Source organism: Marilutibacter maris (assembly GCF_003233695.1).
In the GTDB taxonomy this organism is placed as follows: Bacteria; Pseudomonadota; Gammaproteobacteria; order Xanthomonadales; family Xanthomonadaceae; genus Marilutibacter; species Marilutibacter maris.
Window position 1 is genome coordinate 3,213,855 of the sequence record NZ_CP029843.1, and the last position, 26,795, is coordinate 3,240,649.

The 26,795-nt window shown below is 68.6% G+C and carries 25 protein-coding genes, 1 tRNA gene and 1 riboswitch; of the genes, 13 read left to right on the forward strand and 13 right to left on the reverse strand.

Translation table 11 applies throughout. The features are described from left to right. Window positions 1–2: 2 nt before the first annotated feature. Complete coding sequence (locus tag C9I47_RS14190) at window positions 3–854, reverse strand: UDP-2,3-diacylglucosamine diphosphatase (RefSeq protein WP_111267332.1); 852 nt, start codon at window positions 852–854, stop codon at window positions 3–5. Next, the gene (locus C9I47_RS14195) at window positions 851–2,614 is read right to left on the reverse strand and encodes a GNAT family N-acyltransferase (protein ID WP_190238518.1); all 1,764 of its coding nucleotides are present in this window, start codon (window positions 2,612–2,614) and stop codon (window positions 851–853) included. Before C9I47_RS14195 ends, C9I47_RS14190 begins: the two co-directional genes overlap by 4 nt. A gap of 261 nt (window positions 2,615–2,875) precedes the next feature. Between C9I47_RS14195 and metK the strand changes: the two genes are divergently transcribed. Then, window positions 2,876–4,102, forward strand: coding sequence for a methionine adenosyltransferase (gene metK / locus C9I47_RS14200; RefSeq protein WP_111267333.1), 1,227 nt, complete (start codon window positions 2,876–2,878; stop codon window positions 4,100–4,102). A gap of 193 nt (window positions 4,103–4,295) precedes the next feature. Here the strand turns inward: metK and C9I47_RS14205 are convergent, their stop codons facing one another. Further along, window positions 4,296–4,862, reverse strand: coding sequence for a hypothetical protein (locus tag C9I47_RS14205; RefSeq protein WP_111267334.1), 567 nt, complete (start codon window positions 4,860–4,862; stop codon window positions 4,296–4,298). A 104-nt stretch (window positions 4,863–4,966) separates the two neighbouring features. Then, window positions 4,967–6,958, reverse strand: a complete 1,992-nt coding sequence (locus C9I47_RS14210; protein ID WP_190238519.1) for a LysM peptidoglycan-binding domain-containing protein — start codon at window positions 6,956–6,958, stop codon at window positions 4,967–4,969. Window positions 6,959–7,095: 137 nt separating this feature from the next. After that, a riboswitch (S-adenosyl-L-homocysteine riboswitch) is annotated at window positions 7,096–7,197 on the forward strand. Between the two features lie 60 nt (window positions 7,198–7,257). Between C9I47_RS14210 and ahcY the strand changes: the two genes are divergently transcribed. The 7 genes from ahcY to C9I47_RS14240 all read left to right on the forward strand — a co-directional run bounded on the left by ahcY (window position 7,258) and on the right by C9I47_RS14240 (window position 13,814). Next, the gene (gene ahcY / locus C9I47_RS14215; protein WP_111267336.1) at window positions 7,258–8,703 is read left to right on the forward strand and encodes an adenosylhomocysteinase; all 1,446 of its coding nucleotides are present in this window, start codon (window positions 7,258–7,260) and stop codon (window positions 8,701–8,703) included. A gap of 380 nt (window positions 8,704–9,083) precedes the next feature. Next, complete coding sequence (locus C9I47_RS18010) at window positions 9,084–9,404, forward strand: hypothetical protein (RefSeq protein WP_111267337.1); 321 nt, start codon at window positions 9,084–9,086, stop codon at window positions 9,402–9,404. 91 nt (window positions 9,405–9,495) lie between these two features. Then, window positions 9,496–9,915, forward strand: coding sequence for a hypothetical protein (locus tag C9I47_RS17650; protein ID WP_145985534.1), 420 nt, complete (start codon window positions 9,496–9,498; stop codon window positions 9,913–9,915). Between the two features lie 124 nt (window positions 9,916–10,039). Then, window positions 10,040–10,465: a hypothetical protein gene (locus C9I47_RS14225; protein WP_111267338.1), complete on the forward strand. Its 426-nt coding sequence runs from the start codon at window positions 10,040–10,042 to the stop codon at window positions 10,463–10,465. A gap of 205 nt (window positions 10,466–10,670) precedes the next feature. Continuing rightward, window positions 10,671–11,078 carry a DUF2946 family protein gene (locus tag C9I47_RS14230; RefSeq protein ID WP_111267339.1) on the forward strand — a complete coding sequence of 136 codons (408 nt, stop codon included), beginning with the start codon at window positions 10,671–10,673 and terminating at the stop codon, window positions 11,076–11,078. Window positions 11,079–11,138: 60 nt separating this feature from the next. Further along, window positions 11,139–13,217, forward strand: a complete 2,079-nt coding sequence (locus C9I47_RS14235; RefSeq protein ID WP_111267340.1) for a TonB-dependent copper receptor — start codon at window positions 11,139–11,141, stop codon at window positions 13,215–13,217. 162 nt (window positions 13,218–13,379) lie between these two features. Continuing rightward, complete coding sequence (locus tag C9I47_RS14240; protein WP_211371834.1) at window positions 13,380–13,814, forward strand: GNAT family N-acetyltransferase; 435 nt, start codon at window positions 13,380–13,382, stop codon at window positions 13,812–13,814. A gap of 6 nt (window positions 13,815–13,820) precedes the next feature. Here C9I47_RS14240 and C9I47_RS14245 read toward each other — a convergent pair whose 3' ends face one another. Together C9I47_RS14245 and C9I47_RS14250 are read right to left on the reverse strand one after the other, a co-directional pair. Next, window positions 13,821–14,477 carry a hypothetical protein gene (locus C9I47_RS14245; RefSeq protein ID WP_145985535.1) on the reverse strand — a complete coding sequence of 219 codons (657 nt, stop codon included), beginning with the start codon at window positions 14,475–14,477 and terminating at the stop codon, window positions 13,821–13,823. 29 nt (window positions 14,478–14,506) lie between these two features. Next, window positions 14,507–15,064 carry a DUF3228 family protein gene (locus C9I47_RS14250; RefSeq protein WP_111267343.1) on the reverse strand — a complete coding sequence of 186 codons (558 nt, stop codon included), beginning with the start codon at window positions 15,062–15,064 and terminating at the stop codon, window positions 14,507–14,509. Window positions 15,065–15,184: 120 nt separating this feature from the next. Between C9I47_RS14250 and metF the strand changes: the two genes are divergently transcribed. The 4 genes from metF to C9I47_RS14270 all read left to right on the forward strand — a co-directional run bounded on the left by metF (window position 15,185) and on the right by C9I47_RS14270 (window position 19,425). Continuing rightward, on the forward strand, window positions 15,185–16,042 hold the full coding sequence (metF, locus tag C9I47_RS14255) for a methylenetetrahydrofolate reductase [NAD(P)H] (protein ID WP_223250154.1): 858 nt from the start codon (window positions 15,185–15,187) through the stop codon (window positions 16,040–16,042). 75 nt (window positions 16,043–16,117) lie between these two features. After that, window positions 16,118–16,891 carry a hypothetical protein gene (locus C9I47_RS14260; RefSeq protein ID WP_111267344.1) on the forward strand — a complete coding sequence of 258 codons (774 nt, stop codon included), beginning with the start codon at window positions 16,118–16,120 and terminating at the stop codon, window positions 16,889–16,891. Between the two features lie 166 nt (window positions 16,892–17,057). Beyond that, complete coding sequence (locus C9I47_RS14265) at window positions 17,058–18,266, forward strand: zinc-dependent metalloprotease (RefSeq protein WP_111268162.1); 1,209 nt, start codon at window positions 17,058–17,060, stop codon at window positions 18,264–18,266. A gap of 238 nt (window positions 18,267–18,504) precedes the next feature. Continuing rightward, window positions 18,505–19,425 carry a branched-chain amino acid transaminase gene (locus C9I47_RS14270; RefSeq protein ID WP_111267345.1) on the forward strand — a complete coding sequence of 307 codons (921 nt, stop codon included), beginning with the start codon at window positions 18,505–18,507 and terminating at the stop codon, window positions 19,423–19,425. A gap of 264 nt (window positions 19,426–19,689) precedes the next feature. Here C9I47_RS14270 and C9I47_RS14275 read toward each other — a convergent pair whose 3' ends face one another. The 7 genes from C9I47_RS14275 to C9I47_RS14305 all read right to left on the reverse strand — a co-directional run bounded on the left by C9I47_RS14275 (window position 19,690) and on the right by C9I47_RS14305 (window position 26,293). Further along, window positions 19,690–21,024 (reverse strand): sensor histidine kinase, encoded by a 1,335-nt coding sequence (locus C9I47_RS14275; protein WP_223250156.1) that lies wholly within the window; start codon window positions 21,022–21,024, stop codon window positions 19,690–19,692. Then, the gene (locus C9I47_RS14280) at window positions 21,011–21,694 is read right to left on the reverse strand and encodes a response regulator transcription factor (protein ID WP_111268163.1); all 684 of its coding nucleotides are present in this window, start codon (window positions 21,692–21,694) and stop codon (window positions 21,011–21,013) included. Before C9I47_RS14280 ends, C9I47_RS14275 begins: the two co-directional genes overlap by 14 nt. A 431-nt stretch (window positions 21,695–22,125) precedes the next feature. Next, window positions 22,126–22,626 carry a hypothetical protein gene (locus C9I47_RS14285; protein ID WP_145985536.1) on the reverse strand — a complete coding sequence of 167 codons (501 nt, stop codon included), beginning with the start codon at window positions 22,624–22,626 and terminating at the stop codon, window positions 22,126–22,128. 138 nt (window positions 22,627–22,764) lie between these two features. Next, window positions 22,765–23,676, reverse strand: a complete 912-nt coding sequence (gene rimK, locus C9I47_RS14290) for a 30S ribosomal protein S6--L-glutamate ligase (protein WP_111267348.1) — start codon at window positions 23,674–23,676, stop codon at window positions 22,765–22,767. Between the two features lie 10 nt (window positions 23,677–23,686). After that, entirely contained in the window at window positions 23,687–24,199 is a 513-nt protein-coding gene (locus tag C9I47_RS14295) for an ATP-dependent zinc protease family protein (protein ID WP_223250157.1), read from the reverse strand. A 108-nt stretch (window positions 24,200–24,307) separates the two neighbouring features. Then, window positions 24,308–24,381 (reverse strand) — tRNA-Gly (locus C9I47_RS14300). A 79-nt stretch (window positions 24,382–24,460) separates the two neighbouring features. Further along, on the reverse strand, window positions 24,461–26,293 hold the full coding sequence (locus C9I47_RS14305) for an autotransporter domain-containing protein (RefSeq protein WP_111267349.1): 1,833 nt from the start codon (window positions 26,291–26,293) through the stop codon (window positions 24,461–24,463). A 297-nt stretch (window positions 26,294–26,590) separates the two neighbouring features. Here C9I47_RS14305 and thiS point away from each other — a divergent pair, with 297 nt between their 5' ends. Continuing rightward, window positions 26,591–26,788, forward strand: coding sequence for a sulfur carrier protein ThiS (thiS, locus tag C9I47_RS14310; protein WP_111267350.1), 198 nt, complete (start codon window positions 26,591–26,593; stop codon window positions 26,786–26,788). Window positions 26,789–26,795: the final 7 nt, after the last annotated feature.

Below are 26,795 nucleotides of genomic sequence, written 5' to 3' on the forward strand. Positions count from 1 at the left end.
GCTCAGGCGGCGTCGGGCAGCGTCTGCGGCAACGAGGAATGCGGCGTGCGTGCCGGCAACAACGCCAGGGTTTCGCCGTTGTGCGACAGCAGGCGCAGGCTGCCGTCCGGGTCCTCGGCCAGCGCGCTCAGGCTCTCGACCCAGTCGCCGTCGTTGGCGTAGACGCGGCCGTCGCGTTCGAACAGTGCGGCACGGTGGATATGGCCGCAGACGATGCCGTCCAGGCCGCGGCGCGAGGCGTCGTCGAGGCCGGCCTGGACGAAGCGGGCGATGTAGCGTTCGGCCGCACCGCTCTGGCGCTTGAGGAACTCCGACAACGACCAGTAGCGCATCCCCAACGCGCGGCGCAGGTGGTTGAACAACTGGTTGCCGCTGAGGATGCGGTAGTACAGCCAGTCGCCGAGCTTCTCCTGCAGGCTGCCGAAGTGGGTCTGCGCGTCGTAGTCGTCGCCGTGGGTGACCAGCAGGCGGCGGCCGTCGGCGGTGGTGTGGATGGTGCGCCGGCGCACCTGCATGCGCGGCAGCGCCAGTCCGCAGAAACGCCGGATCGGGCGGTCGTGGTTGCCGGGCACGTAGATCAGCTCGGTGCCGTCGCGACGCAGCGCGTGCAGCGCCTCGATCACCCGATTGTGCGCATTGCCCCAGCGCGCGCGCCGCTGCGCCATCCACCACAGGTCGACGATGTCGCCGACCAGGTACAGGCGATCGCAGCGCAGCGCCTGCAGGAAGTCCGCCAGCTGGTTCGCGTGGCAGTGCTTGGAGCCCAGGTGGACGTCGGAGATGAAGACGGCGCGTCGCCTCTGCGGCAACTGCGTCACGGTGGTGGTCGTCGAAGCAGTTGCCGGAGTGCTCATGCGCAGCCCCCCCTCTCTCGCGGATGATCGCTTGCCCCGGCTCGCGCCTCGCCGATGGCGCAGCCCAGGTATCGCGCCCGCTTCTTCGGGCGCAGCATCTGCAGGTCGACCTCGATCAGGCCGTCGACCGAGTCGCTGAAGTCCGGGTCGACGCCGAAAGCGAGAAAGCGGGCCCCGCCCGGCTCGCACAGGTCGGTGTACTGCTTGTAGAGCATCGGCAGCGCGGCCCCGAGCGCGTCGAGGTTGTCGCGCAGCACCCGGAACGCGGTCGCCGCGTCCAGGGTCGGATCGAAGTCCGGCGGTGCGGCGCGGTAGGCGAACGGACGGTTGGACACCGCCTGCCCGGCCTCGCCGCCGTAGTAGCGGGCGTAGTAGGCGACGATCTGCTCGCGCGCCTCGACCGGCAGCGCGGCGCTGATCGAGACCGGCCCGAACAGGTAGCGCACCCGCGGGTGGCAGGCGAGGTATGCACCGATGCCCTGCCACAGGTAGTCGATGCTGCGACTGCCCCAGTATTCGGGCACCACGAAGCTGCGCCCCAGCTCCATCCCCTCGTGCAGGCGCGGCAGGGTCTCCCCGGCGTACTGGAACAGCGACGCGGTATACAGGCCGGCGGTGCCGCGCTCGGGCAGGACCGCCGAGCCGCGGGCGATCCGGTAGGCGCCGGCGATCTTCTCCGCCGCCGCGTCCCACAGCACGATGTGCTCGTACCAGCCGTCGTACTCGTCGACATCGAGCCGGCGCCCGGTGCCCTCGCCGACCGCGCGGAAGGTCATCTCGCGCAGGCGGCCGATCTCGCGCAGCAGCGGCGCTCCGGTCGGCAACCGGCCGACCCGGATTTCCTTGTCGTCGGTGGTCATTCCCAGCAGCCGCATCCCGGCGATGCCGGCGGCGACCTGGGCCGCCGCGATCGGCCGGATCAAGGGTATCGCGGCATCCGCCGGCAGCGGGTCGTAGGATTCGCGACGGGTACCGATCGCATGCAGCTCGCGGCGCACCTGGCGCAGCAGCACGCTGGGTTCGGCGTCGTCCGGCAGGTCCAGCAGGCGCCCCACCCGCAGCACCACCCGGCGCGCGCGGCGGGCGAACATCTCGCGCGCGAGCAGGGCCGTCCCGACCGGCTTGAACAGCGCCGAGGCGCCGTAGAAGAACGCCGAGTTGCGCGCCTCGACCCGGATCGGCAGCACCGGCGCCTCGGTGGCGCGGGCGAAGCGCAGGAAGCCGCGGCGCCAGCGTCCGTCGGTGACCCCGCGCAGGCCCAGCCGGGCGACCTCGCCGGCCGGGAACACGATCACGCACTGTTCGGCCTCCAGCGCGGCCTCGATCGCGTGCAGGCTCTCCACGCTCGGGCGGCCGCCGAGGATGCGCACCGGCAGCAGCAGTTCGCCGAGGCCGTCGATCACCGACAGCAGGTCGTTGGCGACGATCCGCACGTCCTTGCGCACGCTGCCGACCAGGTCCAGCAACGCCAGCGCGTCGAGCGCGCCGGAGGGATGATTGGCGACCACCAGCAGCCGGCCGCGGGCCGGGATCCGCGCACGCTCGGCCGGATCGACGCCGTAGCGGGTCCCCAGGTAGTCCAGCGCCGCCGACACGAAGCCGAACCCGCGCAGGTGGGCGTTGGCCTCCAGGAACCGGTCGACCTCGTGCAACCGCGACCAGCGACCGAGGGTGCGCAGCAGCGGGCGGGAGAGACGGGCGCGACGCCCGTTGAACCAGTGCGGGAAGCGTTGTTGCAGGCGCTGTTCGATCTTGCCCATGCGTTGGCGCGTTGGCGGCGGCAGCCGATGACTGTCGGCGCGAAGATTGACGCCCGGCGGCGACAGTCGCATGTCGGCGGCAAGACAGAGCGGTGACACGCTCCCGCCCGGGCCGGCCCCGCTCCCCGGCATGGCGCCGGATCGACCGCGGTCACGCCGCTTAACCCCGGGCAACACCTCGAAAGTGCACAATGCAGCATGGCCCGCAGTTCTGTATGATGCGCGGCCATCCTTTCATTCGAATCAAAGGATATTGCCTCGATGTCCAGCTACCTGTTCACCTCCGAATCCGTGTCCGAGGGCCATCCGGACAAGATCGCCGACCAGATCTCCGACGCCGTCCTCGACGCGATCCTGGCGCAGGACAAGCGCGCCCGCGTCGCCTGCGAGACGCTGGTGAAGACCGGTGCGGCGATCGTCGCCGGCGAGGTCACCACCACCGCGTGGGTGGACATCGAGGAGCTGACCCGCAAGGTCATCAACAAGATCGGCTACGACAACTCCAACGTCGGCTTCGATGGCCACACCTGCGCGATCATCAACATGCTCGGCAAGCAGTCGCCCGACATCGCCGCCGGCGTCGACGGCACCCGCAGGAAGGCCAAGAAGCCCGAGGAACAGGGCGCCGGCGACCAGGGTCTGATGTTCGGCTACGCCTGCAACGAGGCGCCGGAATTCATGCCCGCGCCGATCTACTACAGCCATCGCCTGGTCGAGCAGCAGTCCAAGGTGCGCAAGAACGGCAAGCTGCCGTGGCTGCGCCCGGACGCCAAGAGCCAGGTCACCCTGCGCTACGACAACAACAACGAGATCGTCGGCCTCGACGCGGTGGTGCTGTCGACCCAGCACGACCCGGGCATCAAGCAGAAGGACCTGGTCGAGGCGGTGCGCGAGCACATCCTCAAGCCGGTGCTGCCGAAGAAGTGGTTCGAGTCGCTGCCCAAGAACAAGATCCACATCAACCCGACCGGCATCTTCGTGATCGGCGGCCCGGTCGGCGACTGCGGCCTGACCGGCCGCAAGATCATCGTCGACACCTACGGCGGCATGGCCCGCCACGGCGGCGGCGCGTTCTCCGGCAAGGACCCGTCCAAGGTCGACCGCTCGGCCGCCTATGCCGCGCGCTACGTCGCCAAGAACGTGGTCGCCGCCGGCCTGGCCGACAAGTGCGAAGTGCAGGTCAGCTACGCGATCGGCGTGGCCGAGCCGACCTCGATCTCGGTCACCACCTTCGGTACCGGCCGCATCAGCGACGACAAGATCGAGAAGCTGATCCGCAAGCACTTCGACCTGCGCCCGTACGGCATCGTCAAGATGCTCGACCTGATCCACCCGATCTACCAGCAGACCGCCGCCTACGGCCACTTCGGCCGCAAGCCCAAGGAAGTCAGCTACCTCGACATCGACGGCAACAAGCACACCGCGACCGCCTTCTCCTGGGAGAAGACCGACAAGGCCGAGGAGCTGCGCAAGGCCGCCAAGCTGTAATCCGGCGCCTGTTCCAGGCATACCGACGGGCCGCCCTCGCGCGGCCCGTCGTCATTCCGGGCCGCGGATCCGCAAACCCGCGAACCCGGCATCGGGCCGGGTCGTCCCCGTCTCCGGCAACGACGCACGGCGGCGACACGCATACGAAACCGGCAGGCGGAGCGTGCCGCGCCAGCGGCTTCGCAACCTCCCGTCAGCGGCGGGGCGCGACGACGCGGTACTCGCCGTCTCCGCCCGTGCCATCCTGCTCCAGTCGCGCGCACAGGCGGCCGTCCTGGCAGAGGACGACATCGGCTCGGTTGTAGGCGCGCAGCAGCTCCAGCTCGACCTGGTTGCGCGAGATCTCGCGCTGCAGATACCACAGCCCGCCGGCGGCGACCGCGGCCGCCAGCAACAGCACCAGCCCCACCGCGACCGTGATCGTCAGCAGACGCTTCTCCACCGTCGCCGCCTGATTCGCCAGCCGGGCGATCCCCTGCCCCGCCGCATCGATGCGCTTGCCGCTCGCCGCGGCCGCCCGCTCGAGTTCGGCCAGGGAGCCGCCGACCCCGCCACGCACCGCCTGCGCGACCTCGCCCGGGACACGGGCGAGTGCCTCGTCGGCGGCCTTGCGGATCTGCTGCGGCGCCTCCTCGACCGTGCGTTGCAGGCGCGCGGCATTGTCGCGGTTGGCGCGACCGGCTTCTTCGCTCTGGCGCTTGAACAGGTCCAGCAGCTCGGCGGCGCGGACCACGGTTTCCTTCAGATTCGCATCATTCACACATCATTCTCCGTCCCGCGGCGGGCCGGGCCGGAGCACGACGCGCGAGCCGCGGCGACGCTGTACCCGTCGCCACGACCATCGACGCACGGCTCCCGCCGACCCTAGCGCTGCAGGGCCTCCTGTTGCTGGCCTTGCTGTTCGTTGCGTTGCCGTTCCTGCTGTTCGTTGTGCTGCTGCTCGGTCGCCGCCCGCAGTTGCGCCTCCACCTGCATGCCGGCCTGGGTGAACATCGCCCGCGCATGATCGGAAGCGCCGACGTCGCGGATCGCCATGTCGGCCGCCGCATCGCCACGCTGCAATCCCTGGTACAGGTGATCGAACATCCGGTCGCTGCCGGCGTCGCGCGGCAACGTGCCCAGTTCCGGCGGCTGCTGTCCGGCGCGCTGCCACTGCGTGCCCGACAGCACCTCGCCCGAGGCCTTACTCACCGTCGCATCGATCCGGTCGACGCGATCGTTGGCGATATCGCCATCGGCGCCCTGAGCGTAGCGGTGGAGGTTCTCCGTGAACGCGTACGAGCCGCTGCCGACATGCCGGGCCATCGATATCGCGAACTCCATGCTGCCGACCGCCTGCCCGTCCGCCTCGCGCTGTTCCATCCAGCGGCGGTCGTCCGGCGAGGCCGCGCGCACCTGGCCCATGAAGGCCTGCATCTGCGCCTCGTTGAACTCGATGACGACCTTGTCGCCGGGCTTGACCGGCCCTTCGCCACTCTGCTCGCCGGTGATCGCGACGTTCAGGTTGCCGGCCATGTTGCGCTCTTCGGCCTGCTCGTTGTGCCCCATGAACCGGTCGAACATGCCGTACTCGGGGCGGTCGGTATCGATCGTGAAGCGGTAGGCGCGCATCCCGCCGAGCTCGTTGCCGTCGGCATCGAAGCGCTGCACCACCTGCAGCGGTACGTTGTCGCTGTACTGCAGTGCGCTGGTGCGGGCGAAGGAGCCATCGGCATAGGTAGTGGTGACGAACTGACCGCTGTTTTCCGGTCCGGCCAGATCGGCCTGCACGCGCGCCTGCTCCGGTCCCAGTCCCAGCTGCAGGCGGGTCTGCGAGTTGAAATCGGTACGCTCGATCGTGGCGACCTCGCTGACGCCCGGTGTCTGCGAGGCGACCTCGCCGGTGCCGACGAAGTGCGCGAACGCCGCCTGGCCGTCGGGCGAGGCCAGGTCGAAGCGCGCGGTCTGCAGGGTGGCCGACTCCAGCGCGTCCTTGCGCCCCAGCATCGCGGTCGCGATGTCGGTCTTCAGGCCGATCGCGTTGAACGCCTCCACCGCCTCGCTCGGGCCCATCACCACGTTCACCGTATCGCCTTCGCGGGTGATCGAATAGCTGGCGCCCTCGCTCTCCTTCACCTGGCTGATTGCGGCGATATGCCGGAACGACGCCTCCATGGAGTGCTGGGCGAAGTCCGCCTGGTTAAGCGTGACCGAGGCCCCGTTCGGAAGCGTCGTCGGATCGAACGGATTGATCCGGGCGGCGGCGGCGGGGTCGGCGTCCGCACCGGGCAGGGTCACCTCGTACTTGAGCGTCTGTCCGACGCTGCCCGCCACTTCCACCGCAACCGCACCGCTCTCCACTTCGCGCTTGACCGACAGCGCGGTGAGTTCGTGTTCGACGCTCACGGTGGTCGTGCCGTTGTCGCTGCTGACCCCTCTGACCGGACCGGCGGCGGGCGGCTCGCCCTCGACGCGCTTGACGTTGGTCTCCAGGCTGCCGCCGGCGCCCAGCGTGCCCAACAACGGGTCGGACACCGAATTCTGCACCGCGCCCTTGACGCTGCCATCGCCCGGCTTCCACTCCAGCGATGCCGCGGTGCCGCCGTTCTTGGCCTCGACCGACACACTGCTGCCCGAGCCCTGCTTCAGTTCCTGCTCGCCGATTGCAGCGGTCACGCTCATCGGCGACGCCGGGATCTGCAGCTCCTGCCCTTCCACCAGCCGGCGCACCGAAAGCTGCTGCTCCGGGTTGGCGGCATCGAGCATCTGGATGGTCACGCCGTAGCGTTCGGCGAGGTCGGCCAGCGCATCGCCCTCGCCGATGACATGGGTCTGGGCCTGGTTTGCGAGGCTGCCGGTATCGCTGTTTCGTTCCATGAGGTTCCCCTTCATTCCATTTCGTCCGGTCGACACCGCCGCGCCTGAACGGGTGCGGCCGCGTCCACAATTGCTGAATTGTAGCAACCTCCGGTTGCCATGATGCGGCGGGAAAGGCGTTAGAATCTGCCTCCGCTCCCGCCGAGGGGCGCTGCGACCGTCCCCAAGCGCATTGCCGCGCGATGCGGGCACGGCCAGGCTCGGCGAGGCAGCCCATGCAACAACGGCGCCCGGTCTGAGAACCCGCGTCCCGCGAAGGTCCACGCGACCGCCGGGGGCGCACAGAACCGGAGTCCATCATGAACGCTGTACCCAAGACCTTCTCCCAGGATGGCGACTACAAGATCGCCGACATCTCGCTGGCCGACTGGGGCCGCAAGGAAATCGACATCGCCGAGCACGAGATGCCGGGCCTGATGTCGATCCGCCGCAAGTACGCCGCCGAGGCGCCGCTCAAGGGCGTGCGCGTGACCGGCTCGCTGCACATGACAATCCAGACCGCGGTGCTGATCGAAACGCTGAAGGACATCGGCGGCGACGTGCGCTGGGCCTCGTGCAACATCTTCAGCACCCAGGATCACGCCGCCGCCGCGATCGCCGCCAGCGGCACCCCGGTGTTCGCGTGGAAGGGCGAGACCCTGGAGGAGTACTGGGACTGCACCCTGTCGGCGCTGAGCTTCCCCGACGGCAAGGGTGGCTTCCTCGGCCCGCAGTTGGTCGTCGACGACGGCGGCGACGTGACCCTGCTGATCCACAAGGGCTACGAGCTGGAACAGGGCGACGAGAGCTGGGTGAACGCGCCCGCCGGCAGCCACGAAGAGAAGGTGATCAAGGACCTGCTCAAGCGCGTCGCCAAGGAGCGCCCGGGCTTCTGGACCACCGTGGTCGAGGGCTGGAAGGGCGTCTCCGAGGAGACCACCACCGGCGTCCACCGCCTCTACCAGCTGGCCCAGGACGGCAAGCTGCTGGTGCCGGCGATCAACGTCAACGACTCGGTCACCAAGAGCAAGTTCGACAACCTGTACGGCTGCCGCGAGTCGCTGGCCGACGGCCTCAAGCGCGCGATGGACGTGATGCTGGCCGGCAAGGTCGCGGTGGTCTGCGGCTACGGCGACGTCGGCAAGGGCTGCGCGCACTCGCTGCGCGCCTACGGCGCCCGCGTGGTCGTCACCGAGATCGACCCGATCTGCGCGCTGCAGGCGGCGATGGAGGGCTTCGAGGTCAAGACCGTCGAGGACACCCTCGGCACCGGCGACATCTATGTCACCACCACCGGCAACAAGGACATCATCCGCCTGGAGCACATGCGGGCGATGAAGGACCAGGCGATCGTCTGCAACATCGGCCACTTCGACAACGAGATCCAGGTCGATGCGCTGTACGCTTCCGGCGCGGTCAAGACCAACATCAAGCCGCAGGTCGACAAGTTCACCTTCGACGGTGGCAACAGCATCTTCCTGCTGGCCGAGGGCCGGCTGGTGAACCTGGGTTGCGCCACCGGCCACCCCAGCTTCGTGATGAGCAACTCCTTCGCCAACCAGACCCTGGCCCAGATCGACCTGTGGGCGAACAAGGACTTCTACGACAACAAGGTCTACCTGCTGCCGAAGAAGCTCGACGAAGAGGTCGCCCGTCTGCACCTGGAGAAGATCGGCGTCAAGCTGACCCGGCTCAGCAAGGACCAGGCCGAGTACCTCGGCGTGCCGGTCGACGGCCCGTTCAAGCCGGAGCACTACCGCTACTGATCGGCCTCGCCGACAGGGCTGTACGCGAAACGGGCGCCTCGGGGCGCCCGTTTTGTTTTTGGGGACCGATGAACCTGCCGTCCCCGCAACCCATCGCCGCGATTCCAAATGAAACCGTGCCGGCCGGGCGCCTGAGGTCGTATCGGGGCCGGGAAAGCCATTGGCTTTCCCTGACAAGCGATATCAAATCATCTCCGGGGCCCATCCAGATATCGCCCCACATTCGCGGCAATTTCCGCCCGCTTCATCAGCAAATGCGTCATCTATATCCAGCGCAAGACATGGCGCTGCAACGTAACGAGAGCAGTTGACGACGGTCAACCACCTGACTGAATATTCGATATCACCCCATTTCTGGGGTTTGCTTGGCATTAAGGCGTATGACCAACTTTCAGTTAGTTGCCGCAATTACAGCCATCGCCGCCATGCTCACCGGCTGCAGTCGGTATTCGGCAGGCAACCTGGATAGAGAACTCTGTGAGACTCTCCATCTAGGTCAGTCATATGAGCAGACCATTGCCGTCATGGGGCAGCCCAAGCACGTCCTTCCCCTCTCCGGCCAAAAGGGCGAAATCCTGATATACAACTTGCCAGCCATGGCAGGCCTACCATTGTTCAGTGCCGACAAGGAGGTAGAGATTGTGGTGACCCCAAGCGCCTCCGCGCGTAGTACTTCGAGCGGCGCTTTGTTCTGGAGATGACTACTGATGCGCGCAAACAATTCATTTAAGCCGAAGCCGCTTCGCGGCGCGGCTCAACTGAGGCGTTAGAACTGCATTAGGCATCAGGGGCATGCTCATGACCGAAAAGCGTAGCCATGTCAAAGACATCGGAAGGGCTATCGTCACAGCAACGAAGCCTGAGGATCTTGATGCCCTTCGATTCTGGGCACAGAAGATGCTGGATATAAGAGCAAGCAATTTTTCTGCGTTTGAGAAATCCAAGCGCGCAATCGCCGCATCCATCGACAAGAAGGTACTTGCGCCAATCCTCAACGTTGTGTGGCGAGAGATGAAGCGCGTCGGCTGGGAAGAGAGAAGCCTTCCTGCCAAGATGGCTATGAGCGCCGCTGCCGCTGCACTAACGCTATCTGGTCAAGGCGCTGGCATCGCTGCACTTGGCGGCGCCATTGGAGTTCCGTTGTTCGTCGTGTTTGGCGCTGGCGGAGCTTTAGCAGGTGTCATCATTGAAGAAATCAGACGTAAGAAGTAGTCATCGACTGCAGTTCCAACAATTCGTTCAAGCCGACGCTTCTTTTACCGTCCTCTGGAACCCAGCGAACACCCGCCAGCCATCAACCTCTAGCCACAGCCCGGCCGCATCAGCACCATCGAACATGACCGAAGCGTTCTCCATCCCACGCCACAGCGACTTCCTTGGCGGATATCTCGACGCGGTCGCACGCACACTGACCACCGACACCGAACTGGTCGGCCTGAGCGTCACCTTTGCGGACGCGGTCGCCTGCGACGGCGACCGGATGACGGACAAGCACCAGCGCGTTCCCGTAGAGAACTGGAGCCGCGAGTTCTGCGCCTTCGTGGAAGGCTTTCTCGGCATCGACGCCCGCTCCAGACTCGGCTTCTATCTGGTGGACTATCTGTGCTGGTTCCGGGACTTCAGCGATGGCGCAACCTGCCACCGATATGACCACCGCGATCCAACGACAGAAGTCCGCTATCACGTCGAATGGCCTGACGGTTGCCGGGTCGTTCTCATCGCCAACCGCACCACCCGGACGCCTTCCCTGCCCGACACCTGAGGCGACCCGCTCCGCGCATCAGACGCCACGCCCGCGATCGGGCACGGACTCGCCGTCCATCCAATGCCTGCACCGAGTTCGGCATCGGTACCCTGACTGCGACAATCGGTCGCTTGTGCGCTCAAGCCCCTTCTGGGCCGCCGGACGCATGGCGCGACATGGCTAGAATTGCGCGGTGATCCGATCTCCGGCCCTCTTCAGACGCGTGAGCTGGCTCGCCCTGGCGGCGGTGCTGCTGATGTCGCTGATGCCGACGGTCAGCCGGGTCCTGGCGGTCGCCGGCAACGCAGCATCCGGGATGCCGACACTGGTCGAGATGTGCACCAGCGGCGGTCTTCGGTGGGTCGACATCTCGTCCATGGTCGCTGACGCGCGCACCGGACAGGACGACCGCAACGCCGGGGATCACGACAGCGGTAACCACGACGGCGGGATCGGCGACGCCTGCGGCTACTGCACGCTGGGCACGCCGCTGCCCCTGCTCCTGTTGCTGTTCTGCCTGCTGGCGTACTGCCCGCCGCCGCCTCTGTTGCGACGACACTACCGGTCGTTGCCGCGAGCGCTGCGCAACATGCGCGGCCTCGGCGCCCAGGCACCGCCACTGACGCTCTGATCCACAAGCCATCTTTTCCTGCGCGGTCTCGGTGCCGCGCGCTTGTGCCTTGGAGCCCACATGTCGATCTCCCTCCGCGCGGCGATGCGTTCGTCGCGCCTGTCCGTGGCCGTTTCGGCCGCGCTGTGCCTGTCCCCTTCCGCTGTCGCCGCCACGCCTGACGGCGACGCCGATTCCCCGTCGACGCTGGACGCGATCGTCGTCACCGCCGAGGCGCCCGACTCGCCGTTGACCTGGAGCACCGATCCGAAGATTCCGCGCCAACCTGTGCCCGCCAGCGACGGTGCCGATTACCTCAAGACCATTCCCGGCTTCACCGCGCTGCGCAACGGCGGCAGCAATGGAGACCCGGTCCTGCGCGGCATGTTCGGATCGCGCCTGAACCTGCTGACCAACGACGGCAGCATGCCCGGCGCCTGCCCGGCCCGCATGGACAACCCGCTGTCCTACGTCTCGCCGGAAACCTACGACCGCCTGATCGTGGTCAAGGGGCCGCAAACGGTGCTGTGGGGGCCCGGCGCCTCGGCCGGCACGGTGCGTTTCGAGCGCAGCGTCGAGCGCTTCGGCGCGCCCGGCGTGCGCGCCAGCGGCCGCCTGCTTGGCGGCGCGTTCGGGCGCAACGACCAGGTCGTCGATCTGGAGGCAGGCAACCCGACGGGCTATGCGCGGATCAACGGCAACCGCTCCGAATCCGACGACTACGAGGATGGCGACGGCAACACGGTGCCGTCCTCGTGGAAGAAGTGGAACCTGGATGTCGCGCTGGGATGGACGCCCGACGCGCACACCCGGCTGGAGCTGTCCGCCGGCCGCGGCGACGGCGAGGCCCGCTATGCCGGCCGCGGCATGGACGGATCGCGGTTCAGGCGCGAGAGCCATGCGCTGCGCTTTGAGCGGGGCGGACTGGAAGGCGTGTTGAAGTCGATGGAGGCGACGGTATTCCACAACCGGGCCGATCACGTGATGGACAACTACAGCCTGCGCGACCCCAACCCGGCCGGACCGATGCCGATGCCCATGGCGTCGAACGTCGACCGCCGCACCTACGGCGGCCGGGTCGCGTTCGACTGGCGATGGTCGCAGTGGTCGCTGGACGCCGGCATGGACGCGCAGGACAGCCGCCACCGCGAACGCAGCGCGATGGGCCGCGGCGCCTATCGCGCATTGCCGTGGACGACCGACGCCACGACCTCCAATCTCGGCGTGTTCGGCGAGCTGTCCCGCGAGGGCCGCGGGGGCGGCAAGTGGATCGCCGGCGCGCGCGTCGACCGCGCCGGGACGACCGACAAGCGCGCCACCACCGGGATGATGGGGATGCCCAACCCCACCGCCGATCGCATCCGCAGGGAAACCTTGCCGTCGGGCTTCCTGCGCTTCGAGCAGGCGGCGACGACGACGCCGTTGAGCTGGTACGCCGGCATCGGCCATACCCGGCGCATGCCCGACTACTGGGAGCTGTTCTCCGCCGACATGGGCCCGACGGGCGCGGCCAACGCCTTCGCCGGGATCGAGCCCGAGCGCACCACCCAGGTCGATATCGGCGCCAGGTTCCACAGCCAACGCATCGACGCCTGGGTATCCGCCTACGCCGGCCGCATCGACGACTACATCCTGTTCACCTATCGCAGCGGCGGCATGATGGGCACGACGTCCTCGGTGTCCAACGTCGATGCGCGGATACGCGGCGCCGAGGCCGGCATCGAGTTCCGGGCGGACCCGCACTGGAAGCTCGGCGCCACCCTCGCCCATGCCTGGGGCGAGAACCGCAGCAGCGGACAGGCGCTGCCGCAGATGCCGCCGCTGGACGCGCGCCTGAGCGCCGGCTACGACAACCGGCGCTGGAACCTCGGACTGCTGCTGCGCGCGGTGGCCGGACAGGATCGCGTCGCCGGGAACCAGGGCAACGTGGTCGGACGCGACCTCGGCCCCAGCGCCGGCTTCGCCACCCTGGCGGTCAACGGTGGCTACCGCTTCGGCGAGCGCCTGCGCCTCACCGCCGGTGTCGACAACCTGTTCGACCGTGCCTACAGCGAGCACCTCAACCTCGCCGGCAGTGCCGACTTCGGCTTTCCGGCCGACCCGGTCCGCATCAACGAGCCCGGGCGCACCGCCTGGCTCAAGCTCGACTTCGAGTATTGACCGCGGCGTGCCCGCCGCCCCGTGTCGCCGTACCCGATCGCACCGGCAGGTGGGCGACATGGGCGGCACGGCATTGACGCCGGCGGCGATGGCGACAACCATCCGGACATCCCTCGTCCTTGCCCGCATCTGCCGATGCGGGCGCTCCGGAGCCCGAAACCCGTGACCGCAACACCGTACACCGTCGTCCACGAGACCCCCGCGATCGACACCTACCGGCACCTGCGACAGGCGACCGGGATCGGCCCGAAGACCCATGCCGCCGCCGAGGCCGGCCTCCCCAACTCGCTGTTCGCGGTGCAGGTGCTGTGCGATGGCCGGACCGTGGCGATGGGCCGGGTGATCGGCGACGGCGGCTGCTTCTACCAGGTCGTCGATATCGCGGTGCTGCCCGAGCACCAGGGCCGCGGCCTGGGCAAGGCGGTGATGCGCGAGATCGCCGGATACATCGAGCGCGAGGTGCCCGAATCGGCCTACGTCAGCCTGCTCGCCGACGGCCAGGCGTTCCGGCTCTACCGGCAGTTCGGCTTCGCACTGACCGCGCCGGACAGCCTTGGGATGGCGCTAGTGAAGGGGGCCGGCACGGGCGAGGGCTGAGCGCGGTCACTCGCCCCAGTCCTGGTCCAGCGGACTGTCGACCAGGAAGTCCGGATTGCCGAAGCCGGTATCGGTGTCGAGCACGAGTCCGATCGTCACCGGCCGCGGCGAGAGCTCCAGTTCGGGCTCCTGCACGTATTCGCGGCGCTGCGATATCTCGCCGACGCCGGTCTCGGGAAGATAGACCCGGACCGAGCGCCCGTCGGCGCTGGCGCCGACCAGAGTGTCGCCGCGATCGTTGTCCAGTTCCGGCTCCAGGCGATAGCGGACGCCATCGCCGGGAGACTCCAGCCAGCAGACCGCATCGTGGACCTCCGGCTGCTGCGGAGGCGCGCCGAGCCAGCCGGTCATGTTGGCCAGGTCGTAGGCCGGGAAGCCGTCCGGAAACAGCACCGCCACGGCGCCATCGCCCTGGGGATGCAGTTCGACGCTGAAGATGCCGGGGCGGGCAGCCCGGGTGAGGCCGCCGTAGTCGACGATCGCGGCTTCGATATCGCCGATGCCGCCGTTTCCGACCCGTATCCAGCCCCTGGCCGGCCGGAACGCGGGGTCGGCCGACAGCGCGGGATCGGCGTCTCCGACTTCGACACCCGCCCCGCCGTCATCGCCGTCGTAGTGCCCGCGCTCGCGACTGAACAACCAGCCGATGAGTCGTGAAAACATGCCGTTCTCCTCCGCCTGACCGGCCGCGGCTACGGCCGCCAGTTCGCATTGTTGTCCCAGAACTCGACCGCGCGGCGGTAGGCGTCGCGGTCCAGCGGCACCCCCGAGCCGCCTTCCTCCACCCCCAGCGCGTTGCGCATCATCGTGATCGGCGCCATCGGGATCTCTTCCGGCTCGGCGGTGTACAGGCAGCCGACCACGCCCCACTCGCCGTCGATCGGCGCGCCCTCCTTCTGCAGTTGCGCTGCGCTGTAGAGGATCACCACCAGGTAGTCCGCGACCGGCGCCTCGATGCCTTCGAACCAGCGCACCAGCACCGGCAGCTCGTCCCGGGTGCGCGCCTCGTAGGCGCTGCGCAGCAGGTGGCGGTTGTCGTCGCTGATCGGCACGGTCAGGCAACGGGTCGAAGTCCAGTTGCGGTGCACGTGCAGCTTGCAGAACGGCGCATAGCCGTCGAGCACCTTCAGCGGCGCGTGGGCGTTGAGATGCCGTTCGAACTGCTCCGGCGTGCAGTCGCGGATGGTGTTGCGCCGGCGCTCCTTCGGAAACAGCCGGGCGGTGGCGAAGGGGGTGAGAACGATGGACATGCGGCGGGCCGGTCGGTGTTGGAAGCGGGCCCCATTGTCCGCGATCGCGGCGACACCCTCCGCCCGGACCGGCCCGGCCCCTTGCACGCGTCATAATTCCTTTCATCGCGATAAAGCGATATGATGCCCGCCGACCAGGCCCAAGACACCGCGATGACGCCGATCAGCTTCGAGTTCTATCCGCCCAAGACCGACGAGCAGCGCAGCCAGCTCGACCGCACCGCGGCCAGGCTCAAGGCGCATGCGCCCGAATACGTCAGCGTGACCTTCGGCGCCGGCGGCTCCACCCTCAGCCATACCCCGGAAGCGATCCAGCGCCTGGCCGGTGAGCATGGCTACAGCGCCGCGCCGCACATCACCTGCATGGGCGGCTCGCGCCAGGAGATCCGCGGCCTGCTGAAGCTGTACAAGGCGATGGGCGCGCGCCGCCTGGTCACCCTGCGCGGCGACCTGCCCTCGGGCATGGTCAGTCCCGGCGACCTGCGCTACGCCAACGAGCTGGTCGAGTTCATCCGCGCCGAGACCGGCGACCATTTCCATATCGAGGTCGCCGCCTATCCCGAGATGCACCCGCAGGCACGCGACGCCCATGCCGACCTGGGCCACTTCAAGCGCAAGGTCGAGGCCGGCGCCGACGGCGCGATCACCCAGTACTTCTACAACGCCGACGCCTACTTCCGCTTCGTCGACGACGCCCGCGCGGCGGGCATCGACATCCCGATCGTGCCGGGCATCATGCCGATCTCCAACTTCAGCCAGATCCGCCGCTTCTCCGACATGTGCGGCGCCGAGATTCCGCGCTGGATCGCGCAGCGGATGCTGGCCTACGGCGACGACGCCGCCAGCGTGCGCGCATTCGGCGCGGACGTGGTCGCGCAGCTGTGCCAGCGCCTGATCGACGGCGGCGCGCCGTCGCTGCACTTCTACACCCTCAACCTCGCCAAGCCGACCCAGAGCGTGATCGATCGACTGGCCTGAACCGCGGCCCAGCGGGCCGGCAGCGATCCGACCGGTGCACTGTCCGCGCCTTCCCGCCGGGGTTAGGCTGCGCGGATGCCCTCGCTCCGCCCGCCCGTCCTGCGCCATCCGCCCTCGGCGGTGTTGCGGATACTGGCCGCGCTGCTGCTTGGCGGCGCGCCACTGCTGACTCCGGAGCCCGCCCACGCGCAGATCCGACGCTGCACCGCGGCCGACGGCACCAGCGTGTTCACCGACCGCCGCTGCGAGGACCTGGGCAGCGTCTCCAGGCGTCCGCACACCGCCGCTGCCGGTCTCGGACGACCGGCCTCCTACCGGCCCCGCTGCATGCGCAGCGTCGACGAGCTGGTGTTCGAGATGGGCCTGGCCTTCGACAACCAGGACGCCAACCGCCTGGCCGGGCTCTACCACTGGACCGGCATGTCCTCCAGCAGCGGCTACGCGGTGGCCGAGCGGCTCGACCGTCTGGTCCACCGGCCGCTGGTCGGGATCGTGCCGGTGATGCCGGAACCGATCACCCCCGAACCGACGCCCACATCGCTGCCCGCCACGGAGACGGGCGACGCCGCCGCACCCGCGGCACTGCCGGCTTCCGGCGACTGGAGCGACTGGGGACGGCCGCTGCCACCCACCCCCGAGCCGACCCCACCCGCCCGGACGGATGCCCGATCGCCGACGCCATCCCCCAGCGCCGCCGCCGAGCCACCGCCCGCCAGCGCCGTCGCCGCCGCGCCGCCGCGACGCCCGGTGGCGCTGCGGGTCGAGCAGACCCTGTCCAACGGCAGCACGCCTTCGAGCACGGTGTTCGGCCTGACCCGCCACTTCGGCTGCTGGTGGATCCGCGACTGATCGTCACTTCTGTTGATGACCGATGCTGCAAAGCAACGTGCCAGATTGAGCAAAACATCGAATAGTGAGCCCCGGCCGCGAGGGGGAGCGGTCGTTACCGGCCGTCTTTGCCGGCCATTTCCTTTTTGGGTGTTTTTTATAGGGGCTTACTCACATGCAGAAGTTGATGCTTCCCTTCGCCGTCGGTGTCGCCGGCCTGCTCGCCGCCGGTGGCGCGGTGGCCGGAAAACCGCTGTTCGCCGACCATGCCGGCAAGGCCGATCCGCGCAACGAACGCGCACTGGAAACCCTGCTTTCCAACCCGAGCACCCGCGGCGTCAGGATCGTCGACGTCGACGCCAGTGCCAGCGATGGCGACGCCATCGAGGTGATGCTGGGCAACCGTCCGTTCGAACTCCAGCGCGACCACACCCGCTTCACCGACCGCGGCAGCCAGGTCTGGGTCGGCCACGTCGCCGGCGCCCGCGGCGGCCCGCTCAACGAGGCGGTCCTGGTCAACCGCGACGACCGCATCACCGGCAACATCCGCATCGACGGCCAGCTGTACCGGATCCGTCCGCTGCCGGACGGTTCCACCGCGGTGATCGAGGTCGACGAATCGCGGATGCCGGCCGATCACGAGGTCGAGCCCTATGAGCAGCTGTTGTCGCGCGCCGACCGCCAGCGCACCACCACCGCCGGCACCACCGAGACCGCCAGCGCGCTGGCCGGCAGCCAGACGATCCGGGTCATGGTCGTGGCGACCGACGAGGCGGTCAGCAGCTACGGCGGCGACATGGAAGCGCTGATCGAACTGGCGGTGGCCGAGACCAACCAGGGCTATGCCAACAGCAACGTCGACATCAGCCTGGAGCTGGCCAGCTACTCGACCACCAGCTACAGCGAGAGCGGCAGCTTCAGCACCGATCTGGCCCGCTTCCGCGGCACCGGCGACGGTTACATGGACGATATCCATGCCCTGCGCGATGCCAGCAATGCCGACGTCGGCATGATCGTGCTGGACAACAGCGGCTCCTGCGGCCTCGCCTCGGGCATCGGCTCGAACGCCAGCACCGCGTTCGCCTCGGTGTACTGGGACTGCGCGACCGGCTACTACAGCTTCGGGCACGAGATCGGCCATCTGCAGTCGGCCCGCCACGACCCGGCCAACGACCGCAGCAGCACCCCGTACGCCTATGGCCACGGCTACCAGGATCCGAACCGCAAGTGGCGCACGATCATGGCCTACAACTGCCGCGGCAAGGGCTGCCCGCGCCTGAACTACTGGTCGAACCCGGCGGTGAACTACAACGGCGCGCCGATGGGCACCACCAGCACCAGCCACAACCAGCGGGTGCTGGAGGAAACCAGGGTCAGCGTCGGCGGCTTCCGCTAAGCACGCGTTCGCCCGAGTACTGGCAAAAGGAAGCTTCGGCCTGGCCGGAGGTTCCGCTCCCCGACACCGGCCGTGCGGGCAGCCCCGTGCGGCCGGTGTCGGCATCGGCATCCGGCTCCGGGCCGGCGATCGCGGCCACCTCGATCGGGTCACCCGGCCATCCGCCTTCACCGATCCCGCCACGGACTTGGGGGCACGCGCGCGGCACGGCAGAATGGGGGACTTTTCCCCTTCTCGGATGCCCGCAATGCAGTACCCCGACTGGATCTGGCACAACGGCGACATCAAGCGCTGGCAGGACGCGACCACCCACATCATGGCCCACGGCCTGCATTACGGCTCCTCGGTGTTCGAGGGCATCCGCTGCTACGAGACCCCCAACGGCCCGGCGATCTTCCGCCTGACCGACCACAACAAGCGCCTGTACGCATCGGCCCGGATCTACGACATGGCGTTGCCGTACGACCTGGACACCCTCAATGCGGCCTGCCGCGAGGTGATCCGGCGCAACGAGCTGACCCGCGCCTACCTGCGTCCGTTCGCCTGGCGCGGCCTGGGCGGCTTCGGCCTGTCGGCCGACACCCCGATCGACATGGCGGTGGCGACCTGGTTCATGGGCCCGTACCTGGGCGAGGAGGCGCTGGACACCGGCATCGACGCCTGCGTGTCGAGCTGGCAACGGTTCGCGCCCAATACCATCCCGGCCGGCGCCAAGGCCGGCGGCAACTACCTGTCCGGCCAGTTGATCGCCCGCGAGGCGCGCCGCCTGGGCTTCGGCGAGGGCATCGCCCTGGCCTCGACCGGCCTGCTCAGCGAAGGCGCCGGCGAGAACCTGTTCCTGGTCTTCGACGGCGCCCTGCACACCACCCCGGTCAGCGCCGCCCTGCTCAACGGCATCACCCGCAACAGCCTGATCACCCTGGCCCGCGACAACGGCATCGAGGTGATCGAGCGCGACCTGCCGCGCGAATACCTGTACCTGTGCGACGAGCTGTTCATGTGCGGCACCGCCGCCGAGATCACCCCGATCCGCTCGGTCGACGGCCGCCAGGTGGGTGCCGGCAAGCCCGGTCCGGTGACCCGCCGCCTGCAGGAGCTGTTCTTCGGACTGTTCGACGGCCGCACCCCGGACCGCCACGGCTGGCTGGAGGCGCTGTAGGCCCCGGACACCCTCTTGGCAGGACTGGCACGAGCCGCGACCGGGGCTTCCCATGAAAGCCTCATCGCGGCTTACGCCGCTCCTACAGGAACGCGGCTGTCGGCCTCGCGGCCCTTGGTCTGTGCTGGCGGAGCAGACCGTGAAACTGTCGGGGCCGTACTCGTCGGGACCTCGCCTCCGCCAGGAACGGCGTGAGCCGCGACCGGCCCGTCCCATGACAGCCGAGCGCGGCTTGTGCCGTTCCTGCCGCCGCTCCCATGGGAGCTAGCTGGCGCGGAAGCTCAGCGTCGCGACCACGCCCTCGGTCTCGCCCGGGCTGACCCGCACGCTCCACTCGTACAGGTCGCACAACCGCCGCACGATCGACAGGCCGATGCCGCCGCCCTGCGAATGGCCGGCGTGGGTGCCGCGATAGCCGCGCTCGAACAGCTTGGCCGCGTCCTCGGCGCTGAGGCCGGGGCCGGAATCGATCACCTCGACCGAGTCCGGCAGCAGGCGCACGATCACTGCGCCGCGCTTGGTGTACTTGACCGCATTGCCGATCAGGTTGCCCAGCGCGACCGAGACCGCCGCCTCCGGCGCATCGATCACCAGTTCCGAATGGCCCTCGATCCGCAGCTCCAGCGGCTTGCCGGCGATCTGCGCGCGATGGGCGTCGAGCATCTGCTCGGCAAGCTTCCCGACGTCGGTGGCGCCATGGCCGCGCTCGTTGCGCGACAGCAGCAGCAGGGCGCTGATCAGGTCGGTGCACTGCGCCTCGGCGCGCTGGATCCGCAACAGCCGGTTGCGGGTCTTGTCGTCGACGTCCGGCGCCGACAGCAGCAGTTCGACCGCGCCCTTGATCACTGCCAGCGGCGTGCGCAACTCGTGGCTGACGTCGGCGTTGAACTCGCGGTCGCGCTGGACCACTTCGGTCAGGCGCGCGGAATAGTCGTCCAGCGCCTCGGCGAGCTGGCCGACCTCATCGTCCGGGAAGTGGCTGGCGAGCTGGTCGGGCTGCGAGCTGCTGCCGGACTCCTTCAGCCGCGTCGCCAGCTCCGACACCGGGCTCATCACCCGCGACGCCGACCACCAGCCGACCAGCAGCGACAACAGGGTGAACACCAGCACCGAGCCGTAGATCGCCCGGTTGAACTGCTTCTCGCCGCGGACCGACTGGGTCATGTCGTAGGCGAGGAAGAACCATTCGTTGGGCGTCTTGCGCACCGCCAGCTTGTAGGCGAACGGCGAGCCGTCGGGGTTGGCGCCCGACACGTTGTGGATACCGTCGCCGAGTTCGTACCAGTCGGGTTGCTCGAAGCGCAGGGTCTCGAAGTTTTCCTTCTTGACCACCCGCCCGACCATCTGCTGGAAATCGATGCCGGGGGTCTGCCCGGGCGCGGAGTAATAGCTGTCCGCGTAGGCGTCGATGTTGCTGTTCATCACGTCCTCGACCAACTGGTTCTCGACCCGGGTGCGGGTGTAGTTGGTCGCCCACGCGAACAGCGCGGTCAGCCCGAATCCGAGCAGGACGAAGGCCAGGATGATGCGGCTGCGGAGCTGGCGCCGGAACCGCCGACGGCGGCGCAGGCGCCTGGGTGATGCCTCAATCTCGCTCATCGGGCGGAGCGATGCGGTAGCCGATGCCATGACGGGTCTGGATCAGGGCCACCTCGAACGGCTTGTCGGCGACCGCGCGCAGGCCATGGATGTGCACGCGCAGGCTGTCGGAGTCCGGCAGCTCCTCGCCCCAGACCCGGGTTTCCAGTTCCTGTCGGGTCACCACCGCCGGCGACGCCTCCATCAGCGCCTGCAGGATCTTCAGCGCGGTCGGATTGAGCTGCAGCAGCTTGCCCTGGCGGCGCACCTCCAGGGTATCGAGGTTGTATTCCAGGTCGGCGACGTTGAGCACCCGGGTCTGCACGCCGCGGCCGCGCCGCGCCAACGCGTTGAGGCGGACCTCGACCTCCTGCAGCGCGAACGGCTTGATCAGGTAGTCGTCGGCGCCGGAGTCGAAGCCGGCCAGCTTGTTGTCGAGGCTGTCGCGCGCGGTCAGCATCAGCACCGGGGTCTGCTTGCGCGCTTCGTTGCGCAGCTTGCGGCAGACCTCCAGGCCGTCCATCCCGGGCAGGTTCAGGTCGAGCACGATCGCGTCGAAGTCGTGGACCACGGCCAGGTGCAGCCCGGTGATGCCGTCCGCGGCAAAGTCGACGGTGTGGCCGCGATCCTCCAGGAAGTCGCCCAGGTTGGCGGCGATGTCCTGGTTGTCCTCGATCACAAGTATGCGCATCACGCCTTCCTTCAATGTGGGGTATCGGTGGCAGCGGGCATTGGACCGGACGGTTGTCGTCGGGTTCCGCGCCTGATGTCGACCGCTCAGCATCGATTCTGCCAGAGCCGACCGCCGCCGCGCCGACGCAGGTATCGAATCCGACCCGGACGCCGACCGGGCAAGAAAAGGCCCAGGGGCGGGATCGCCGCGCCTGGGCCAATAAAACCAAGGGTACTGCCCCGATACCGTAACCCGCTGTATCCAGCCGACTGACTTGGAACCGGCAGAGCTGCGGTCCGGAAAGACTACCCCGGCTCCGATTAAGTCGTCGTTAAAGCCGGGGAGCCATCCGTCATGCCAGCAACAACTTCGGTCAAAATCGGCGATTCAGGCGGCAAATTACGATAAAAACGAATCTCACACTAAAGAGAGAATCATCCTGAAAGAGCTCACAGGTCCCTCAGGACCGACTCCGGCGTCTGGTTGCCCGAGGGCAGCGCTTCGATGCTGGACTCGCGCTGGCGGCGACGCTCGCCGACCGTCATGCACGAGCTGATCATGAACTTGCTACCGGTCCGGCGCTCGCGCTGGCACACCAGTCGGCTGTCCCGCGCGGCCGCGGTGAGGATCTGGTTGACGGTCTCCTGCTGGTTGAACAACTCGACCTGATCGGTCGGCTGCATCAGCATCACCGAGCCGGACGCCTCGATCAGCTGCTGCATCCTGTCCAGCGATGCCTGGACCTGGGCCCGGTCCTCCCGGCCCAGCTCCGAATACTTCTCGCCACCGGCCAGATCCCGTTCGATGACCGCTCGCTGCGAGGCGAACGCGCCGCCATCGCGCAGGTTCATCTGCATGGCCGAAGCGGAACCTGCGGCACCCACCAGCGAGACCAGCACCGCCGGCATCAGAAAAGAACCGATCCTGGAACCCCAAAAGCGCGACTTCATCGAAACCTCCCCATCTTGGATGGTATGGCGCCGCCCCCTTGGCAGGCGCTCCCGGTTCGACGCTACTCCAGCCCGGACCGCGGACGACCGCCACGCGAGAAGTCGCCAGAGTCCGCAAACAGCGGGAGAGGATGGGCCTCAGCCCCGTCGCGCGGCCGCGCGCTTGGCCGCGCGACGCTTGTGGCGCTCGGCCGAGTAGCGGACGATCTCGGCGGCGATGTCGACGCCGGTCGCCTCCTCGATGCCTTCCAGCCCCGGCGACGCGTTGACCTCCAGCACCAGCGGGCCGCGCCCGGAACGGATCAGGTCGACACCGGCCACGCCCAGGCCGAGCACGCGCGCGGCGCGGATCGCCACGTCCTGCTCGGTGAGGGTCGCCTTGACCCCGCGCGCGCGTCCGCCACGGTGCAGGTTGGAGCGGAAGTCGCCCTTCGGCGCCTGCCGCTTCATCGCCGCCACCACCTTGCCGCCGACCACGAAGCAGCGCAGGTCCGCGCCCTTGGCCTCGGCGACGAACTCCTGGACCAGGAACTGCGCGTACAGGCCACGCAGGGCCTCGATCACCCCGCGCGAGGCGGACAGCTTCTCGGTCAACATCACCCCCGCGCCCTGGGTGCCCTCGTTGAGCTTGATCACGTGCGGCGGCGGGCCGAGCATCGACAGCAGGTCGTTGGTGTCGTCTGGATTGTCGCCGAACACCGTCGCCGGCAGGCCGATGCCCTGCGCGGCCAGCATCTGGTGGCTGCGCAGCTTGTCGCGCGCGCGCAGGATCGCGTCGGACGGGTTCGGGGTGAAGGTGTCCATCAACTCGAACTGGCGCAGCACCGCGCTGCCGTAACGGGTCACCGACGCCCCGATGCGCGGAATCACCACGTGGTAGCCGCTCATCTCGCGGCCCTTGTAGTGCATCTGGAAACCGTCGGTGGCGATCCGCATGTAGCAGCGCAGCGGATCGAGCACGCGCACGGAATGGCCCTGTTCGCGCGCGGCTTCGGCCAGGCGCCGGGTCGAATACAGCTTGGTATTGCGCGACAGGATCGCGAACTTCATGGCGTCGGCGTCAGGGCGTGGGAGAACGGCGGTGGAGGAGCGGCACGGTGCCCGCGGGCGGCCGGCCATGCAGGAAGGAGCGTGCCGGATCGATCGTGAACGCCGTGGCGATGGCGGTGCGTCCCAGCAGCATCGGAAACAGCATGCCGCGCCGGTCCGACAGATTGATTTCAATCTCGCGTTCGATGCCGGCCAGGCGCATCGTGGTGCGCAGGAACACCCGGCGGGTGGTATGGCCGCCGGAATCGGTCACCTCGCGCTCGTCGATCACCGGCGCGGCCGCCTCGACGGTCCCGACGACGGTGTCGCCGCCGGCGTCCTCGCCCGCGCCCGGGGTCAGCGAGAACCCGACCCATGGCGCACCGCCCTCGATGAAGCGCCACTGCCGGTCGACGTGCAGGGCCGAAGTGCGCGCACCGCTGTCGACCTTGGCACGCACCGCCGCCAGGCCGAGCGCCGGCAATGCGACCCACTCGCGCCAACCCAGCACGATGCGTTCCGCCGAAGGCATCACGTTCGACATCGAATCTCCTGCGGACGCTGGACGCCGCCGCCATCCGGGCGCGGCTCGCGGGGCCTGAACGAAAGACGGCGGCCCCGTCCGTCAGGAATCGGGGCCGCCGCCGGCAACTGGAGCGGGTGATGGGAATCGAACCCACGCCATCAGCTTGGGAAGCTGAGGTTCTACCATTGAACTACACCCGCATGCGGCAGAGTCTACGACGCGCATGTGCCGCTAGGCAACGCGTCGCCGGCGCCCGCCGCAACGGGCGCCGGTCGCGGTTCAGAACCCCCGGCCCAGGCTCAGGAACAGCGAGACATTGTCGGCACCCTCGCGGGCGACCATGCCGGACAGGCCGACATCGGCATCCAGGCCGAACACCTGGCTGCGGGCACCGAACATCACCGTGCCGTAGCTGTCGTCGTAACGCAGTCCGGGCACCGCGTAGGGCGCGGCGGCCGGCAGCGACTGCAGGCGCGCGAACGCCTCGTCGTCGCGGTCCTCGAACTCGTGTTCCCAGGCGACCCGCGCGTACGGGCGCAGATGCTCGCCGGCCTGGAACTCGAAGCGCCAGCCGATGCTGCCGATCAGCGAGTCGATGTCCTGTTCGGCGTAGGCCAGCGAGGTCGACAGGCCCGGCTGGTTCTCGGCCAGCTCGTCGATCTCGATGTTCTGCGACAGCAGCGAGACCACCGGGCCGTGACGCAGGCCGCCGTGGACGAACTCGTAGCCGGCATCGACGCCGATGCTCAGGTTGTTGCCGTCGGCCGAACCGTTGTGCGCGCGGGTCACCGCGCCGAGCACGACCTTGCGGTCGAAGTCGTAGTTGGACCAGGTGTAGCCGACCTGGCCGGTCACCCAGGCGCGCTCGCCGCGCCAGCCCAGATAGCCGCCGAGGCTGGCGTCGTCGTAGGAGAACTCGCCGTGCTGACGGCCGAAGTCCAGGGTCTGGCGACCGAAGCCGAGGTAGCCGCCATAGACCAGCTGGCCGCTGCGCCAGTCGACGCCCGCCATCAGCCCCGGGCCCATGCCCTCGGCATCGACCATCAGGCCGGCATCCTCGTCGTAGCGCTGGTAGTCGCCGCGCAGATCGGCCCAGCCGCGCATGCCGTCGCCCTGCTCGCGGCCGCCCAACTGGGCGGAGAGGCGCTCGGCGCGATTGCGACCGGTCAGGCTCTGCGCATGCGACATCAGGCTGGCGTGGCGCGGCGCCTCGAGGACCGAGGCCGCGTAGTCGGCGAGAATCCCGTGCGCCTTCGAGGAGGGGTGCACGCCGTCGGCGAAGGCATGGGTGTCGGCCGCGTCCGGAGTCACATAGGTGCCCGGGTTGCAGGTCAGCGACTGCGCGGTGATCTGCGGCTGGCAGGCGGTGCCGGTGACGTTGCTGAAGCCGTACGGCGCCGGGTTGGCGACGATCTCCTGCAGCAGGTGGAAGGTATCCATCGGGATCACCCGCAGGCCGGCGCCGGCGAGGCCGCTGAACAACGCATCGTTGTAGGTCATCGACAGCTGGGTGCCGATCGCCGAGGCCTGCGCCCCCTGCGCGAGGAAGCCCGGGGTGCTGCCGATGTCGGGCAGGGTCGGCACCAGCACGTAGCGCGCGCCGGCCGCCTGCAGGCTGCCGACCAGGCCGATCTGGGTGGTCACCGCCGCACCGATGGTCTGCTCCGGCGGCGCGCCCGCGGTCACCGCGAAGATGTCGTTGGCGCCGCCCCACACGGTGTACAGGGCGTTCGGATCGGCGCGGCCGCCGGTGCTGGCCAGATAGCTCGACACCTGGGTCGCCAGCGACGGGATCGGTCCCAGCGCGCCGCTGCCGTCGGTACCGACGCGGGCGCCGCCGACCGCGTAGTTGGTGCCGCCCTGGTTGTCGCTCCAGGCCTCGGCGCCGTAGAAATCGGCCAGGTACTCGGACCACACCAGGCCCGGATTGGTGGTGAAGCGGCCGAGGATCGCGGCGGACGGCCCCGCCTGTTGGACCAGCGCCGGACGGAAGTGACCGGAGTCGGTCAGGCTGTCGCCGAAGAAGATGGTCTGCGAATAGGTCTGCGCCATCGCCGGCGCGGCGGCCAGCGCCAGTGCGCTGGCAAGCAGGGTGCGTACGGGTGTCTTCATGAGGTTCCCAATTCGGTGGATCAAGCCAAGGTGTGCGGGTCGATCGATACGGCCGCGCCGACGCGATCGCCAGGGGCTGGCGGCGCCGGTCGTCGTATCGGGACGCTGGGCGCGGCCGCGGGCATACGCCTGCGGATGGATACAGCAATACCGCGCAGGCGACCGCGATTCACGCCGCAGTGCGTCATTAATCTGTCATGGATCGCGCCATCCGGCGACCGCCATCGGACCCGTCCGCGCACGGGCGGCGTCCGCCGCCGGCTTCACAGCCGCGACCGGCGGCGGGACAATACCGGTATGGACATCACCCTCAACGGCGAACCGCGCCGCACCGACGCCACCACCATCGCCGCCCTGATCGAGAACGAGGGCCTCGGCCAGCGCCGGGTCGCGGTCGAGGTCAACGGCGAGATCGTGCCGCGCGGCCGCCATGCCGAGCACGCCCTGGCCGACGGCGACCGCGTCGAGATCGTCCACGCGCTCGGCGGCGGCTGAGGCGGGC

What these genes read in the sequence shown, in the direction of transcription:
- C9I47_RS18010 (WP_111267337.1), top strand. Translation starts at nt 9,084, where the DNA reads ATGACCAACTTTCAGTTAGTTGCCGCAATTACAGCCATCGCCGCCATG.
- C9I47_RS14225 (WP_111267338.1), top strand. Translation starts at nt 10,040, where the DNA reads ATGACCGAAGCGTTCTCCATCCCACGCCACAGCGACTTCCTTGGCGGA.
- C9I47_RS14210 (WP_190238519.1), bottom strand. Translation starts at nt 6,958, where the DNA reads ATGGAACGAAACAGCGATACCGGCAGCCTCGCAAACCAGGCCCAGACC.
- C9I47_RS17650 (WP_145985534.1), top strand. Translation starts at nt 9,496, where the DNA reads ATGCTCATGACCGAAAAGCGTAGCCATGTCAAAGACATCGGAAGGGCT.
- rimK (WP_111267348.1), bottom strand. Translation starts at nt 23,676, where the DNA reads ATGAAGTTCGCGATCCTGTCGCGCAATACCAAGCTGTATTCGACCCGG.
- C9I47_RS14305 (WP_111267349.1), bottom strand. Translation starts at nt 26,293, where the DNA reads ATGAAGACACCCGTACGCACCCTGCTTGCCAGCGCACTGGCGCTGGCC.
- C9I47_RS14195 (WP_190238518.1), bottom strand. Translation starts at nt 2,614, where the DNA reads ATGGGCAAGATCGAACAGCGCCTGCAACAACGCTTCCCGCACTGGTTC.
- C9I47_RS14280 (WP_111268163.1), bottom strand. Translation starts at nt 21,694, where the DNA reads ATGCGCATACTTGTGATCGAGGACAACCAGGACATCGCCGCCAACCTG.
- ahcY (WP_111267336.1), top strand. Translation starts at nt 7,258, where the DNA reads ATGAACGCTGTACCCAAGACCTTCTCCCAGGATGGCGACTACAAGATC.
- C9I47_RS14235 (WP_111267340.1), top strand. Translation starts at nt 11,139, where the DNA reads ATGTCGATCTCCCTCCGCGCGGCGATGCGTTCGTCGCGCCTGTCCGTG.
- C9I47_RS14270 (WP_111267345.1), top strand. Translation starts at nt 18,505, where the DNA reads ATGCCCGCAATGCAGTACCCCGACTGGATCTGGCACAACGGCGACATC.
- C9I47_RS14250 (WP_111267343.1), bottom strand. Translation starts at nt 15,064, where the DNA reads ATGTCCATCGTTCTCACCCCCTTCGCCACCGCCCGGCTGTTTCCGAAG.
- C9I47_RS14295 (WP_223250157.1), bottom strand. Translation starts at nt 24,199, where the DNA reads ATGTCGAACGTGATGCCTTCGGCGGAACGCATCGTGCTGGGTTGGCGC.
- metK (WP_111267333.1), top strand. Translation starts at nt 2,876, where the DNA reads ATGTCCAGCTACCTGTTCACCTCCGAATCCGTGTCCGAGGGCCATCCG.
- metF (WP_223250154.1), top strand. Translation starts at nt 15,185, where the DNA reads ATGATGCCCGCCGACCAGGCCCAAGACACCGCGATGACGCCGATCAGC.
- thiS (WP_111267350.1), top strand. Translation starts at nt 26,591, where the DNA reads ATGGACATCACCCTCAACGGCGAACCGCGCCGCACCGACGCCACCACC.
- C9I47_RS14260 (WP_111267344.1), top strand. Translation starts at nt 16,118, where the DNA reads ATGCCCTCGCTCCGCCCGCCCGTCCTGCGCCATCCGCCCTCGGCGGTG.
- C9I47_RS14245 (WP_145985535.1), bottom strand. Translation starts at nt 14,477, where the DNA reads ATGTTTTCACGACTCATCGGCTGGTTGTTCAGTCGCGAGCGCGGGCAC.
- C9I47_RS14265 (WP_111268162.1), top strand. Translation starts at nt 17,058, where the DNA reads ATGCTTCCCTTCGCCGTCGGTGTCGCCGGCCTGCTCGCCGCCGGTGGC.
- C9I47_RS14190 (WP_111267332.1), bottom strand. Translation starts at nt 854, where the DNA reads ATGAGCACTCCGGCAACTGCTTCGACGACCACCACCGTGACGCAGTTG.
- C9I47_RS14275 (WP_223250156.1), bottom strand. Translation starts at nt 21,024, where the DNA reads ATGAGCGAGATTGAGGCATCACCCAGGCGCCTGCGCCGCCGTCGGCGG.
- C9I47_RS14285 (WP_145985536.1), bottom strand. Translation starts at nt 22,626, where the DNA reads ATGAAGTCGCGCTTTTGGGGTTCCAGGATCGGTTCTTTTCTGATGCCG.